A 15,702-nucleotide genomic window follows, 5' to 3' on the forward strand; every position below is an offset into this window, starting at 1 on the left:
TTTGCCGATTTTAATATATCATAAAGTCTTAATAAGGTGGTCTTAGCTTGAGCATCACGATTCACGCCTACAGGTTTGCAAAGGAATTGCAAAAACCCCTGAAAGAGCTTTACGACGAACACAAAGATCTCATTTTCATGGTGCCATCACAGGATGATAAAAGACTACTGCTTGAAATGCTCTCCGTCGAGGGGTTGGCGGCAGGATTTCCGACCATATGGCGATGGGGAGATTTGTACGGCGGGCTTGCGGATGTCCTTCGAAGGTTGGGCATAAAAACCCCCCTCAAAAGACAGCTGGACCCCCCAGATCACTGGTTGGTAGTAAGGCACTTGGTCCGAAATGCCCTAGAGTCATCAAGCCATATAAGACAGGCCATCCCGGCAATCGGACAATCAGGATTTATAGAGACCATAGGCACACAACTGCATGAGCTAATTGGCGAGGATATTTCCCGAGAAGATCTGGCTTACGCCTTGAGCTGCAATGCTGGCAAGGACAATGGATCCTGCGTTGGGCAATGCCAAAATCTTACAAAGCCTACCGGGTTTTTATGCCATATCTACGGCCAATATCTAAGCTACTTGGACAAAAACGAGCTGGCAGACAGCGCCCTGATCCCAATTTTAGCAAGAAATTTGCTGCAAATACGGAAACTTGCAGGGTATCTACGAAGACATGCCTTTGTGCTTGTCGGGTTTATGAGCTTCATGAGGTCACAATATGAGTTCTTGCGAGCCCTCAATGAGTTGGATATAGCTATAGACATATATAAGCCAGACCCCGCCATGGGCGATAATTTTTACGACGTAGAGCAACAATTCGCCAAAGAGGCCACGATCAACAGCATCTCAACTCAAAACGAACCCGTAAGATCTCATTTGATCGCCTGCGGCGACTCAAGACAAGAGCTTGAGACGTGCGCTCGAAATATATGGTTTGAGATACAAAAAGATCGAATCTCTTTCAAAGACATTGCCGTAGAGATACCGGCGTCATATCAAAGGATCCTTGAAGACGTATTCAGCGTTTACCGAATCCCGTGGGCTTCAAACGTGGGCAAGCCTTTAAACGAAACCTTTAGTTGGGATCTGCTGATGCGCCTGAAGGCCATCAAGGATGAGGATTGGCCCTTTCTGTCGGTCCTTCGCTTCCTGTCTGATCCAACTTTGGGATTTAATTTAACAGAACAACAATTGATGTCTCTGAAAGAGGATATGCCATCTGGTATCAGCCAATGGGCGGCCTGGCTGAAACAAAACAACCTGAAGGATTTGCTCGAGATATTTCGGGCCTGCGATACATTTTTTAACGTCGTAAGGACAGGGATTAGCGCAGAAAAATTGTTTGAAAGGCTTTTCAAGCTGCTTGACGACATGAAGCTACAGGAAAGAATCCGACGCTTCGCTGCAGATTTGGCCCCTGACGAAGTTTTATTCGAGGTCTCTAAATTTATAGAAGCCATAGAAAAGAAGGCCTTATTTTTAAAGGAATCTCTGCCAAAATTGGGTCCGGCTCAAAGGGATATCCTTTTCGAATCGGAGGCATGGGAATACCTGCGTCGCTTTGCCGAGGAAACCAGATTGCTTCCCCCAAAAAGGCCTCTAAACTCCATTACCCTTTACGTTGACAGCTCACCGGTCCTTGCCTCTCACAGCTTATACATTCTCGTGAACGCCACATCTGAAAAATGGCCGGGAAAGATTGCGGAACCTCCCCTTTTAAACGACCAAGCCAGGATGACAATTCACGAGAACATTGGCCTGGCCGGCATACACCTGCCGCTTCGACACGAAAGAAGACAACAGCTAGAGGCGCTTTTTAGAAGGCGTCTATGTACCGCAACGGATATGACCTGGATCACCTGCTCTGCCGTGGATGTGCAGGGCAGGCCCAAAAAGATCTCTCCCTTCCTGGAAAATGCCCTAAACGACAGGCTTTGCAAGGAAGACGGAAGGACCGAAAGGCCGCTGAGCAGGTTGCTCCCCAAGGAAGAGGCTTATCTAAGGGGCGCAGAGGTGCCGCAGGACAAGTTCTCCAGGCCAAGGAAAAAGCCAATCGTTCGCACAGACCCGCGGTATGAAGGATATTTGAGCGACATAGACGCATGGATTCAGTGTCCTGCCCTTTATGCATACAAAAGCATATTTAACCTTTACCCGCCCGCAGATGTGGGCTTTAATCCTCAAATTTGCGGTATGATGCTGCACCGTCTGTGGCAAAGGGCATGGGAAAAGCGTTCAGCTCATGAAAATATAAATTTACTGCGCTGCGTAGAAGAGCTTTGGGAAGAAACAGTGAAATCCACCTACCCTCAGCTCTTGGACAATGAAAGGATGCGTCGTCATTACGACAGGCTATATGGACAAGCCAGACGGATGGCCGTGGTACAGGAGGAGATCTTAAAAAACTTAAAGGGCGTCTTTATTCTCTCAAAATCCGAGGTTACGTTAACCCCATTGAATATCGATAAAGTCTCCTTTGCAGGTAGAGCCGACAGGATAGATCACATTGAAGGAAATGGCCAAATAATATGGGATTATAAGACCGGCAGCTCAAACAGTTACGAAAACGCCTTACAGCTTGCAGCTTACGCCCTAGCGCTGATGAAAGAGGGCAAACATGTGGCCGCCTCCCTTTACCTGTGCCACGAAAACAGCACATGCATTGGCCACGGCTCCAGTGCCTCCAAGGACTTCGTGAGAAAATTAGTTCCAAAGGATTATGCCGGAAATTTTAAGATTAAGCGCGAACATCTTGATGAGGCGGTAAATAGGGCTGAAGGCCATCTCATCGAATGGGCAAAGGACTTGTCGTCGGGATCCTTTGAGCCACACTACGATAAAGCCTGCAAGGAATGCCAATATAAGGGTTTTTGCCGAAGAAACGAGATCGAAAGAGAGGAAACGGAAGATAATGGAAATTGATGAAGCTACGCTAGCTGATCTTTTTCTGGCCAAGGCCACGCCAAAGCAGCGTGAAGCAGTCGTGTCGAAGGATGGCTTAATCGTCATAAGCGCTGGCGCCGGCAGCGGCAAGACCCGCACGCTGTCCTGGAGGTTTGCCTGGCTTGTTGCGACGGGATCAGCGAGGCACGATGAGGTGCTCACCATCACCTACACCGAAAAGGCCGCCCAGGAGATGGAGGACAGAATCTTATCGACATTGAAGGAATGGCTCCAGATCCTCGAGGGGTCAAGCTTGACTTTCAAGCAAAAAGATACGGTAAGCCGCAACCTGAAGCGGGCATGTGAGCGCTTTGACGAAGCACAAATTTCGACCATTCATAGCTTTGCCATGAACCTGCTCAAGTCCTTCAGCCATTTTTTGGACACAAGCCCTAACTTTGACATCGTCAGCCCTCCTCAGGAAGACCAATTTTACGGATCCGCCGTTAACGCCTTAGATTTGCTCGATGAAGATTGGTTTGTTCAAGGCGCCGCGCCTGAATGGCAGGAAAGAATCAAAGCTCTCTTTTCGAATGACACCTTTAAGGAGTCATTAAATTTCTATGGCCCGAGAGCTTTCGTCGACCTGGCAAGACAGGCTTGCGCGCTCTTTGGAAGCAGAGGCCTTGACCCTGAAGGACTTTTTGAAGGGGCTACACGCCTTGAAGACTTGGACTCCAGGACCATGGACCTGATCTCTGCTTTAAGGTCTGACCAAGGAGGCTTTTACGACTCCCTGTACGATTTCTGGATCGAAGAGGCAAGGGCAAAGGATTATGAGAAGGACAAATTGTCGCTAAGCGTCAGGGTCCTTCAAGGCAACTGGAAGGAAAGGCGACCGAAATCTTACATAGAATGGGCGCATTTTCTGGTTGACCTTAACGACAAGGTGTTTTCAGATATAAGAAGCGGAGGAGAGTTTAAGAAATGCCTGGAATCTGTCTTGAGCGAACGCTTTGGCCACGAAGGCCTCAAGGCACATCGTGAAGCGCTATCATGCGATATCGCCTTGGCAAGATGGGCGATAGAGGCATCGAAGGATAGGCCGCTGCGCGAGATATTGCTTAAATTTTCGGGCATGCTTTGGGCTATCTGGGAAGAGCACAAAAAAAGACATGGCATTCTCTCCTTCGACGACCTCCTGATCAGGGCAAAGGATTTGGTCGCTTCGCACCCGGAGGCGGCAGGGAAATATAGGCACATCCTCGTAGACGAGTTTCAGGACACCAACGGCGTACAGTGCATGTTGATCGAGTCGATCAAAGCTGCAAGGCAAGATCAAACGATCAAGCTTTTCGTCGTGGGCGACTTGAAGCAATCCATATACAGGTTTCGCCACGCCAATCTGGAGATATTCGCGGACTACATAAGAAGGGCCCAAGGCGGAGAAGGACATTACATAGCTCTTGGTGAATCTTTTAGGATGAGCGAAGGGCTTTTGAAAAATATCAACGACCTTTTTGGCCATCTGTGGCGCGACGGTATGAGCTCTTCGTTGAAATACCCCTATGAACCTCTCATCTACCCTGAAATCCTCAAAAAGGAAGACAAGGATTTAGAGACGACACATGACGAGACAGAAAGCTTACAGATCGTGATTGAAGCAGCTGGCGAGGACAAGGACGGAAACAAGGTCAACGGTACATCGAGGAAAAGCTCATTGGCACTTAAGTTGGCTGGCCTTTTCAGTGCAATTCACGAGAAAGGAGCTCCATGGAACGACATGGTCGTATTGGTCCCTGCGCGAAGCTACTATGAGGCCCTTGAAGAGGCATTTCAAAGGCTTGAGATTCCTGCGGTATTCGTGGAACAAAAAAGCTTTTTCTCGAGGGCCGAGACGATAGACGCAACCGCTTTCTTGCTCGCCCTAAACGATCCGGAGGACGATTTTGCCATGATAGGCTTGCTGTCGTCACCATTTCTTAGGCTATCGCAGGAAGCGGCACTGAAGGCCTTAGCCTCTCTGAGAAAAGAGAATGATCGAGGACGGGCATGGAATTACGTTAAGACCAATCTTTCCAACGTTGCGCGCAAAATTGAAGATCTTAGACGTAGAGCCTTCTTGCGGGGTCCTGCCGATGCGCTTAACTATCTGCTCGAAGAGCCCCTATGGATGATGTCCCTTCCGCCATACAAGAGGATAAGCGCCTTTTCCAACGTAAGACATCTAGTGCACCTGCTGAAGACCTACGAGGACGCCTTCGGCAAGGATGTCGTTGGAGCTGCCTGGTATCTGAAAGAAACGACCAAGCTCAACATCCCCTACGAGGAGACCACCCCCTTGGGCGAGGATGAAGACGTCGTAAGGGTCATGACGGTTCATGCCGCCAAGGGATTGGAATTTCCCATCGTGGCCGTCTTTGGGCTGGAACATCGCCGTCATCCGCGAAGCGGTTCGTCCTTAGTGCCTTCGATCTTCACGGGGGCCGTTTTGAGCTCCTATCCCGATCCATTCATGCAAAAGGAAAGCCCGCCTTCAAAGATAGTCCACGATTACCTGGAGGGCATGGCGCAAGATGAGGAAAAATTGCGGCTATTTTACGTCGCCTGCACCCGAGCCAAAAAAAGGCTCATCCTGTGCGGCAGTTGTTCGGTCGACAAAGAAAGAAACCCATCGGGCAAAAACGGCCTTTGGCTAAAGTCATTGCTTGCATGGCAAGAAGAAAAAAACTTTGACATTTCCGAAAAGTTGTCCGGCGAGATCGGCGCTAACTATCGAGAAAAAAGAAAAACCAAAATCAAAAGGGAGCCGTCAAAGCCCGTTTCACTAAAGAAGATATCTTTGAAAGTGAAGCCTTCACCGATCGACAGGTTGAGCGCCACCGAATATGCGATATTCTCATGGTGCCCTCGAGCGTACAGGTTGGGCTACAAACAGGGGTTACCTTTAAAATGGGAGCTGCCAAGATCTGAGGACTACGGAGGACCCGACGTCGGAAGCCTGATGCACTGGATATTGGCACACTGGGATTTAAGAAAAGAAAGCTTGCCTAGGTTTTTCCCGCAAAATGACGAAGGCCTGGAAGAAGTGCTGCGCTTGTTGCCCACGGGGATGCGCCCCGCGCTAAAGGACAAGGCCCATTGGGACACGCTGCAGGATTGGCTTTCAAGCTTTGCCGAAAGCCCCCTTGGGGCTAAGATCAAGGGATTACTTGCATCAAGAAAAGGCCAAATTTTAAGGGAGGCCCCCTTCAACATAAAGATGGACTTTGGCACACGCCTGGTTGGCCAGATAGATCTGCTATACTACGACGAATCAAAGGTTTACATCTGGGACTACAAGATAACGGAAGAATCGGACACAAGGGAAAATTCCTTCATGGACCTGTACTACAACCAGCTTAAATTTTACGGATATGTCGCGAGGCGCCAATTTCCACGTCAAGCTCTCGAGATGGGGCTTTACATGCTTAGGGAAAAGAGAGCCGTCGCCGTTGACATGAAAGGCCTATCCTTTGACGACGTGGAAAGACAGATAAACGATATATCCTTTAGAGTGGTTAACGGACCCTTTGAGGGCAATGACAATATGTGCCACTCCTGTCCCTGGAAGAACCTATGCTCAAGGCAGCTTTGCCCCTAAATGTTGTATAATTATAATAAATATTATAATATGACTTTAGTTTCAGACTAAAGTAACATTTCATAAAATGATCTGTTGAAGTCGGAACTTCGGTCTCTGAGAGAACCAAGGTTTTTGCTCGATGGTGAACAATAAAGATATGGGATACAGGAGACTTCTATTATGAAGCAATACATGGTGCGATATGAATGACCGATTAAAGACTCAGGAAGCACTTGAAAAGGAGCAGGCCTTTTTAGGTTGTTTGTTTCATAACAACCCGGAGGCCATCGTATTGGCAGATCGAAACAATCACGTCATAGAAGTAAACGAATCTTTTTGCAGGACATTCGGTTACAGCAAAGATGAGTCGGTCGGCAAGCATATAGATGAACTTGTGGCAATCGGAACGCATTTTTATGAAGAGGCAACTGACATAAGCTACAAGGTTTCATCCGGAAGCATGGTCGACGTCGAGTCCATGAGGAGAAAAAAGGACGGCACTTTATTTGAAGTGGCTATAACTGCCGTTCCCGTCATCTTTAAAGACAAATTTCTTGGCATCTATACGATCTACCGCGACATCTCAGACAAAAAGAGGGCAGAAAGAAAGATACGGGAATACGTCGATTACCTGAAAAGAGTCTGGATTCAGACCATATCGGCCTTGGGATCAGCGCTGGAAAAAAGGGATCTCTTTACAGCTGGCCATCAACGAAGGGTGGCAAAGCTTGCAAGGGCCATTGCAACTCGCTTAAATCTTACCAAGGAAGACGTTCAGGCAATATATATGGCCTCGCTTGTCCACGACATTGGAAAGATCAAGATCCCCGCAGAGATCCTGTCTAAACCGGCCTCTCTTATGCCCGAGGAATACATGCTAGTCAAGACTCACCCCAAGGTAGGTTTCGATATCTTGAGCGAGATAGAATTCCCCTGGCCGATAGCAGAGATAGTATACCAACATCATGAACGACTGGACGGAAGCGGATATCCGCGCGGGCTAAGGGGTGAAGAAATTCACCGCCTAGCCCGCGTGATCGCCGTCGCCGATGTCGTGGAAGCAATAATGTCGGACCGCCCGTACAGAAAGGGCCGACCCGCGGAAGTTGCCATGCAGGAAATTAAAGCCCTAAAGGGAAAACACTTTGATCCCGACGTGGTAGAGGCCTGCGTATCTTTGTTCGAGCTCGATGTCTTCACCTTTGACGATTAATTTTCCCCCTCACCCATAGCCAGTATGTCGCTTTTTGCTTCCTCTTCACTTGCAATCTTGAAGGCTCTAACCTGAGCCTCCAGGTTGGCTGCCAGAGAGGCCAACGCCTTGGATCCTTCGCTTACGCTTGAGATTACATCTGAAACATTGGCTATGCTATACAACAAATTTTCAACTGACTTATTTAGCACAGAGGACCTCGTGCTTAGGTTTTGCACAGTGCTTGCTATCTCTTCTGCCGAGGCAGCCTGTTCTTCCGCTACGGCAGCCATGTCTTGAGCGGCACCTGCAATGACATCGAGGGAATGCATTATGTTCTCGATAGCCTTTTCGGCATTACCAGCTTCCTGTTTAGCATGCTCCGTCATGCTGGCATTTTCTTGGGTGATGACGACGACCTTTTCTAAATCGTCAACAATAGTTTCGGCTAACTTGGTTATCTGCTCTGCCGCATTATTGGATTGTTCGGCCAACTTCCTCACTTCTTCGGCAACCACAGCGAAGCCCCTGCCATGCTCGCCGGCTCGCGCAGCCTCAATGGCCGCGTTAAGGGCGAGCAAGTTAGTTTGATCGGCAATTTGCCCTATTATTTCCACAAAGTTCTGAATTTGTCTTGCTCTCGAGCTCAGGGCACTTACGACCGCGACCGAGTTGTCAGCACTTTTGGACACTTCGACGGAAGAAGTAACTGCTTTTTTAACGGCCGTTATTCCATCGGCTGCCGACTGTCTGGCCCTTTCGACCTGTTCTGCCACGTCGGTACTTCGCTTGGCAGCCGACTGCGCTCCTGCTGCTACCTCCTGCGAGCTTGCGCTTATTTCCTCCACGGCAGATGCAAAGAATGCCACTTCCTCGCGCGCTCCATCCACTTCCTTCTTCGCGCCTTCCATGATATGATTTGCCTCTTCAGTAGAGGTTAAAAATTCTTCAGAAGAATGGGTAACCTTACGGCTGGCATTTATAACTTCATTCAGGGCATCTTTAAACCTCCCAATCAGCTTTTCTATGGCTCTTAGAACATCCCCGATTTCATCATTGCCGACATTTTTGATTTTCATTGTCAAATCGAGATTATCAGCCATTAGGTTGACCATGTCGACCATATCTTTCAAGGGTAAGCTGATAGAACGGGTTAACATGAAGCCGAAGGTTAAAGCTAAGATTGCTACTGCAATTACTATGGTTATTGAGCTTCTAGTGGCAGAATCTATGGCTCCGGCAACGGCATCGGCAGTGGAATCCATATCCAGGGCAGCATAAGCAAAAGCTTCATTAATGCTTCCTGTAAGCATGTTGGTATCGAGGTAAATTTTATCCATCTCTTCAAGCACTTCCGACTGGGAAGCTCCTTCTGATATCATTTTACTTATAGAGGTCATGGCGTTAAACCAGCGATTAAAAACTTCCGCCGTTGCACTGTATTTCTCCTTTTCTTCATCAGTGGACAGGGATTTCCCGTATCCATCAAAGGCTAATTTTGCGTTTTGAAGCAGGCTTTCAATGTTCATCGATTCCAAAGACCATGTGGCCTGGGGGGCATTTATTACCCTGTACACGTTGCTTACGGCACCGACGATGTTTACGCTTGCTTCTGCCGCATATCTTATGCTTGCGCCGCTTTGTCTTAAAAGCTCTATGCTGCCCTTTTGCCCTCTCATGGATTCCAACAAATACCATGAAGTCCCCACATTTGCTACGATCAACACGATCAAAAGGACAAACAGCCGAGATCTGATTTTGACAGATCGCAAAAAAGTACTTCCAATCAATCAAAACACCTCCATCCTTGGGCTTGGCCCTAATTTTCCTAAGCACTCCGTATCGTGTAAAATTACGTTAACGACCTCGGGAAAGGAGTGATCTTTTAGTGATACCTTTTGTAAAGGCTCACGGTAACGGTAACGATTTTATCATAATAGAAGATGAAGATGGCAGATACGACGATCTTGAACTCGTCGATTTGGCCAGAAAGGTCTGTCGCAGAAGGGTCTCTTTAGGCGCCGACGGGTTGCTGGTGCTTGGAAGTTCAAAGGATTTCGATTTTTCCATGAGGCTCTTTAACGCCGACGGCTCGGAAGGCGAAATGTGCGGCAATGGGGCAAGGTGCATAGCAAGGTATGCCTTCGAAAGGGGACACGCAAAAAGTGACATGACCTTCGAGACAAAGGCAGGACCCGTAAGCGCTCAGGTAAGCCCTCCCTTCGTGACGATAGGAATGGGAAAGATCGATTTGAAGCGCGTCAAAAGGGCCAAGATAAAGGCCTTCGAGAGGGACGTGACCTATATAGCCCTTCATGTAGGCGTGCCGCACTGCGTGCTGTTCATGGACGGGTTTTACAACATATCGCGAGATGAGCTTTTACAGTTAGCCCGCAGCTTGCGCAAGGAAGGAGTAGTCTTCGACGAGGGAGCCAACGTCAATTTCGTAGAAGTAAAAGAAAACCACCTGATAGCCATGACTTACGAACGGGGCGTGGAGGATTTTACCCTTTCCTGCGGAACCGGAGCCATAGCTTGCAGTCTGGCCTCGCATTTGCTCTGCGGCACTCCCTTATCCATCGACGTCAAAAATCCCGGGGGCATAAACAGGGTAACACTTGAAATAGCGCCTAACGACACGGCAGAAGCCTCGTTGACCGGCAAAGCTCTCGTAGTGGCTACTGGAAATTTGACCGAAGAAGCCTTGATGGCTGATTATCACTGGAGGTGAAAAGATGGGCAAAAATCGTTCAAGTGCGTTGAAGAACTACGTCTTTCCAATAATACTGCTCATTTCTATTGGGATAGGCTCGGCCCTGGGTGCCTTTATGGGCAAAAATGCCCTGATATTTAAGCCTTTGGGCGATGTCTTCATCAACCTCATGTTCATGATAGTGGTGCCACTGGTGTTTTGTACCATCACGAATGCGGTGGCAAGCATGTCATCGCTGAAGCGGTTAGGGAAGGTCCTGGGGACTACGATAACAATTTTTATCGTTACGGGAATTATCGCAGCAGTTATCATGCTTTTAGCTGTAGTCTCCTTTCCCCCGGCCAAGGACATCGTCATCGAGGGCGTCACTCCCCAGCAATTTGAGCCACTGAACACTGCCGAACAGATAGTGAAGGCCTTCACCGTTGAGGATTTCGGGGATCTGCTGTCAAGGCGTCATATATTGCCCCTTATCGTATTTTCCATTTTGCTTGGCGTTAGCTTAAACGCCCTAGGCGAAAGGGCACGGATCGTCGTGGACCTGCTGTCCGTCATGTCCGATGCAATGTTACATTTGGTCAAGATAGTGATGTACTATGCCCCCATAGGGCTGGGAGCCTACTTCGCCACGCTGGTTGGCGACTTTGGGCCACAACTTTTAGGCTCATACGCAAGGGCAATGGTAATATACCACATCATAACTTTTGGTTACTTCTTCATTGCCTTTACTTTATATGCTTACATTTCAACTGACGGCCGCGGGATTGGTACCTTCTGGAAAAACATAATAACCCCTGCCATTACCGCCTTGGCTACCGGGAGCAGCAATGCCACTTTACCGGTAAATCTGGAGGCTGCAAAAAACATAGGCGTACCAGAAGACATAAGAAACATGGTGCTGCCACTGGGAGCTACGATTCACATGGAGGGATCCTGTCTGAGCGGGATACTTAAAATTTCCTTCCTCTTTGGTCTGTACGGGCTTAAATTTGCCGGGCTCAGCACCTTTGCCACGGCCATTGCCATTGCGGTCCTAAGCGGGGTCGTGCTTTCAGGCATCCCGGGAGGCGGACTCGTCGGCGAGATGCTGATCGTCAGTCTGTACGGATTTCCTCCGGAGGCCTTTCCCGTCATAGCTACCATAGGATTTTTGGTAGACCCGGCGGCAACGATGGTCAATGCCACGGGAGATACGGCCTCCGCAATGCTCGTGGCAAGGATAATAGAGGGAAAGGGTTGGTTTCAAAAAACGTAAAAAAGAAATTGTTAACGATGTCCCCTTAAAGCCACAATGCCAAATAAGACATCTGAGATGACCTGGCATTGTGGCTTTTTGATCCTTTCGCGGCCTATAGACCAAACCCATCAATGCCCAACGGATATCTGTAGCGTACCTATCCCCTCTATGGTCACCGCAGCCACATCTCCTACATGAAGCTCGCCAACTCCGCTTGGCGTTCCCGTCAACACTACATCTCCGGGCAAAAGCGTCATGAAGGAAGACGTAAAGCTCAAAATCTTTTTCAATGAAAATATCATCAAGGAAGTTCGGCTGTTTTGTCTTACTTGGCCGTTTACCTCGGTCTTAATTCCCAGGTCCGTCGGATCCAGGTCGGTCTCGATCCATGGACCAAGGGGGCAAAATTTATCGGCCGACTTTGCCCTGATCCACTGTAAATCCTTACGCTGTGCGTCCCTGGCCGTTAGGTCGAAGGCACATGTATATCCGAGCACGTAATTTAAAGCTTCCTCGTCTGAGACCATCTTCATCGGCTTTGCTATTACCACGGCAAGTTCTCCCTCGTAATGAAACTCGTTGGTGAAATGCGGATAGGGTATCACTTCGCCTGGATCTGCCAAGGCATTGGGAGCTTTTAAGAAGAGCCCGGGCTCTTTGGGCAACTGATCAACCTCTCCATCCATCTCCTCGATATGGTCTACGTAGTTTTTGCCGACGCATACGATCTTCGTCGGTTCGGCGGGAGCTAAAAGCCGCACGCCCTTAAGCGGATATTTTTCACCCGTATAGGGTCCTTTTAAGCCCTCGGTTTCTTTGATCTCTTCCTCTTCTACGATGCCCCAACGCACTATGCCCTTTCCGTCCATGAAACGCGCTATCCTCAAATTAAACCCCTCCCATGGTGTAAAATGAACGGAGACTTATCTTAATACTATATAATAACACCAACAACGGGGGGATCTTCATTGCGCGACGCTGACTTTAAGCTTGATGATGCCATGTTACAGGCAATCCTGAAGACACAAAGGACCGAGACTACCGAGCATGTCATATACGGGAAGCTCGCTAAAAGACATAAGGACAAAAACGCCGAGATCCTCGAACGCATCTCGCAGGACGAGGCCCGACACGCTTCCATATGGAAGAAATATACCCAAAGAGAAGTGAAACCGAGCAGGCTCTTGGTCGTCATTTATACTCTAATATACATGCTGTTTGGCATAACCTTTACGTTGAAGCTGATGGAGACAAACGAGGACAAGGCACAAAGGAAGTACAGGCATTGGCTGACCTCCCTACCTGAGGCCCAGAAGGTCCTCGAGGAAGAAGAAGAGCACGAACAAGCCTTAATTGACTTAATAGACGAAGAAAGGCTGAAGTACACAAGTTCCATAGTCCTGGGGTTGAACGACGCATTGGTCGAGCTTACAGGCACATTGGCAGGGCTGACCTTTGCCCTGGCAAATAGCAGGCTCGTAGGCCTTGCGGGTCTAATAACTGGAATTGCTGCGTCTTTATCCATGGCAGCATCGGAATATTTGTCCCAAAAATCGGAAGGGTCGGATACACAGCCTCTAAAGGCGTCAATGTATACTGGCATAGCTTACGTAATAACAGTAGCAATGCTCATATTTCCCTTTTTCTTCGTCCATTCTCCATATATTGCATTAATATGGAGCATGTCGAACGCCTTGCTCATAATTGCCATTTTCACTTTCTTCGTTTCAATAGTAAGGTCGACTGACTTTAAGCCGATGTTCTCGGAGATGGTGACGGTGAGCTTCGGAGTAGCAACCATTTCCTTTATAATAGGCTCTCTTGCCAATAAGCTGCTCGGGATGTCCTCGTAAACAAAAAAAGAGGAGGAAGAAACTATCCTTCCTCCTAAACTTAAAGCTAGACGAACTTGGTCATCTCATCAACGGGAAAACGGAACCTCGGAAGCAGCGTGACTCCGGGCTGCAAGTAGCCAAGGGCTACTATGCAGGGAATTATCTTGTCCTCGGAGATGCCAAATTCCTTCTTTATGGCCTCCTCATCAAAGCCGTCCATCGGATGCGTCTCAAGGCCCAATCCTTGAGCGGCAAGCATGACGGTCATGGCGAAAAAGGCGGTGTTTTTTGCTGCAAAGATCTTTCTTTTAATGCTGTCCTTGGGACCGTACAGTCCATAGACGGCATTCACGGTCGCCTCGCGGCCTTCCGGCTTCATGTAACCGAGCTCGATGTTCTTGTCGAGCACCCTATCTAAGTTCTTTTCGACAGCCTCCGGATCGGCAATGAATATTAAAACGGCAGAGGCATCTTCCACCTTTTTTTGATTGGACGCACAGCGTCTAAGTGCCTTCTTTTTATCCTGGCTTTTGACCACTATAACTTCCCAGGGTTGCAAATTAAACGACGAAGGAGCCATAGTTCCAAGTTCGAGCAACTTCTTTATAGTTTCGTCAGATATCTCCTTAGTGGGATCGAAGAAATTTATAGCTCGTCTTCTTTTTATCGCCTCTAGCACATCCATATTTTCTCACCTCCACAAAATTAGATAAAGCTAACATATTAATTTTAAATGAATTTATATATATTATCAACGATCGTCAATTGAAAGTAACTCCAGGAAATGCTTTCCCCATACTTCATCCTCGGAAAAAAGAGTTACGCCATGCCTATATAGAAGGGCAGAGGTTACGCCTCTGCCCTTGCGCAACATGCCTTTGAAAGAGCCGTCATATACGCGGTAAACCCCGCAGGAGGGGCTTTTGTCCTTTAAGATTGCATGCTTTATGCCTTCCCTTTGAACTATCTCAAGCACATAAAAAGCCCCTCTTAAGAATATGTCGGTCACATCTTTGCCATATTCGTTTAAGACGCAGGCACGGCCCAACAATACGTCGTCTCCCGTACCTCCGACGATTTCAGCCCTCGGCCTTGGGACAGGAAGACCCCCTAATGTCTCGGGGCATGCCACTTCTATAAGACCCTGTCTTGCCAAGGACCTTAAAGGCTCATTGCCGTAAGCCTTCCCATTGTACCTGCAGCAACATCCAGCTAAACAGGCACTGACAAGCAGTTTTAATTTCCAGTCCTTACTTCCTCTATCCATTTGCAAAGAGCCGCGAGATCGACATTGCCGCCCGATAATAAGGCGACGACCCTTTTGCCCTTCAGGGGCACCTTGCCGTAAAGTAGCGCTGCTGCCGGCACGGCCCCGGAGGGTTCGACCAACAGCTTGGCCCTCTCTAATAGCAATACCATGGCCTTTTTTATCTCCTCTTCCGACACCAAAAGTATGTCGTCCACGTATCTTTGAACCACGGGGAAAGTTATACTGCCAGGGCTTGCCGTCCTAAGGCCGTCGGCTATCGTGTGGATATCGTGCAATTCCATTATGCGACCGGCCTTAAACGACAGATAGGTGCTGTTGCTGGTCTCGGGCTCTACCCCATAGACCTTGACGCCCTTAAGCGACTCCTTCAAAGCCGTCGCCACGCCCGATATCAAGCCGCAACCGCCGCATGGCACCAGCACGGCGTCCACATCCTGCATGTCTTCTGCGATCTCAAGCCCGGCGGTACCTTGTCCCGCCATTATCCATGGGTGATCGAAGGGGGGCACAAAGGTCATGCCTAAATTCTCTGCTATCTCCATGGCTTTAGCTATACGTTCTGTCGAAGAATGCCCGCACCTTTCGACCTTTGCTCCGTATCCTTCGATGGCAGCCACCTTGGCGGGTGAGGCACCAAGTGGCACCACCACGACAGCCTTCACGCCCAAAAGCTTTGCTGCGCACGCCAGGGCTTGCCCGTGATTTCCGGAGGATCCCGTTACGACCCCCCTTTTCCTTTCGTCATCGCTCATGGAAAGCATGAAGTTCATGGCCCCGCGAAACTTAAAGGCCCCGCTTTTTTGCAAATTTTCCGCCTTTAGGTAAACCTCGTTACCTACCATACGGCTAAAGGTGGCCGAAGAAAATATGGGCGTCCTGTGAATCCAACTGCCTATGCGCTCCCGCGCCTGCCTTATGTCATCAAGCGAGATCATAACGATT

At 48.7% G+C, this 15,702-nt stretch carries 11 protein-coding genes; 6 read left to right on the forward strand and 5 right to left on the reverse strand.

From position 1 onward, the window contains the following. Nucleotides 1-47: 47 nt before the first annotated feature. The 3 genes from BUQ78_RS05335 (at nucleotide 48) to BUQ78_RS05345 (ending at nucleotide 7,726) form a co-directional block, all read left to right on the forward strand. A complete protein-coding gene (locus BUQ78_RS05335) occupies nucleotides 48-2,927 on the forward strand; it encodes a PD-(D/E)XK nuclease family protein (protein ID WP_074199520.1) in 2,880 nt (959 codons plus the stop codon). Beyond that, nucleotides 2,917-6,531 (forward strand): UvrD-helicase domain-containing protein, encoded by a 3,615-nt coding sequence (locus BUQ78_RS05340; RefSeq protein WP_074199521.1) that lies wholly within the window; start codon nucleotides 2,917-2,919, stop codon nucleotides 6,529-6,531. The genes BUQ78_RS05335 and BUQ78_RS05340 overlap by 11 nt, the downstream gene beginning before the upstream one ends. 184 nt (nucleotides 6,532-6,715) lie before the next feature. Beyond that, nucleotides 6,716-7,726, forward strand: coding sequence for an HD domain-containing phosphohydrolase (locus BUQ78_RS05345; RefSeq protein WP_074199522.1), 1,011 nt, complete (start codon nucleotides 6,716-6,718; stop codon nucleotides 7,724-7,726). On the opposite strand, the gene BUQ78_RS05350 is transcribed toward BUQ78_RS05345, so the two are convergent. Continuing rightward, nucleotides 7,723-9,495, reverse strand: coding sequence for a methyl-accepting chemotaxis protein (locus BUQ78_RS05350; protein WP_074199523.1), 1,773 nt, complete (start codon nucleotides 9,493-9,495; stop codon nucleotides 7,723-7,725). The genes BUQ78_RS05345 and BUQ78_RS05350 overlap by 4 nt on opposite strands. 98 nt (nucleotides 9,496-9,593) lie before the next feature. Here BUQ78_RS05350 and dapF point away from each other — a divergent pair, with 98 nt between their 5' ends. Together dapF and BUQ78_RS05360 are read left to right on the forward strand one after the other, a co-directional pair. Next, nucleotides 9,594-10,436 carry a diaminopimelate epimerase gene (dapF, locus tag BUQ78_RS05355; RefSeq protein ID WP_084532235.1) on the forward strand — a complete coding sequence of 281 codons (843 nt, stop codon included), beginning with the start codon at nucleotides 9,594-9,596 and terminating at the stop codon, nucleotides 10,434-10,436. A 4-nt stretch (nucleotides 10,437-10,440) separates the two neighbouring features. Continuing rightward, nucleotides 10,441-11,673 carry a dicarboxylate/amino acid:cation symporter gene (locus tag BUQ78_RS05360; protein WP_074199524.1) on the forward strand — a complete coding sequence of 411 codons (1,233 nt, stop codon included), beginning with the start codon at nucleotides 10,441-10,443 and terminating at the stop codon, nucleotides 11,671-11,673. Between the two features lie 110 nt (nucleotides 11,674-11,783). Here the strand turns inward: BUQ78_RS05360 and BUQ78_RS05365 are convergent, their stop codons facing one another. Further along, nucleotides 11,784-12,542, reverse strand: coding sequence for a fumarylacetoacetate hydrolase family protein (locus BUQ78_RS05365; RefSeq protein WP_074199525.1), 759 nt, complete (start codon nucleotides 12,540-12,542; stop codon nucleotides 11,784-11,786). 81 nt (nucleotides 12,543-12,623) lie between these two features. Between BUQ78_RS05365 and BUQ78_RS05370 the strand changes: the two genes are divergently transcribed. Continuing rightward, entirely contained in the window at nucleotides 12,624-13,508 is an 885-nt protein-coding gene (locus BUQ78_RS05370; protein WP_143228335.1) for a VIT1/CCC1 transporter family protein, read from the forward strand. Between the two features lie 46 nt (nucleotides 13,509-13,554). Here BUQ78_RS05370 and BUQ78_RS05375 read toward each other — a convergent pair whose 3' ends face one another. The 3 genes from BUQ78_RS05375 to BUQ78_RS05385 form a co-directional block, all read right to left on the reverse strand. Next, nucleotides 13,555-14,175 carry a nitroreductase family protein gene (locus BUQ78_RS05375; RefSeq protein WP_074199526.1) on the reverse strand — a complete coding sequence of 207 codons (621 nt, stop codon included), beginning with the start codon at nucleotides 14,173-14,175 and terminating at the stop codon, nucleotides 13,555-13,557. A 66-nt stretch (nucleotides 14,176-14,241) separates the two neighbouring features. Then, a complete protein-coding gene (locus BUQ78_RS05380) occupies nucleotides 14,242-14,757 on the reverse strand; it encodes a 2-thiouracil desulfurase family protein (protein ID WP_074199527.1) in 516 nt (171 codons plus the stop codon). Continuing rightward, a complete protein-coding gene (locus BUQ78_RS05385) occupies nucleotides 14,727-15,695 on the reverse strand; it encodes a threonine ammonia-lyase (RefSeq protein ID WP_074199528.1) in 969 nt (322 codons plus the stop codon). Before BUQ78_RS05385 ends, BUQ78_RS05380 begins: the two co-directional genes overlap by 31 nt. Nucleotides 15,696-15,702 lie beyond the last annotated feature (7 nt).

The organism is Acetomicrobium flavidum (assembly GCF_900129645.1).
In the GTDB taxonomy this organism is placed as follows: domain Bacteria; phylum Synergistota; class Synergistia; order Synergistales; family Acetomicrobiaceae; genus Acetomicrobium; species Acetomicrobium flavidum.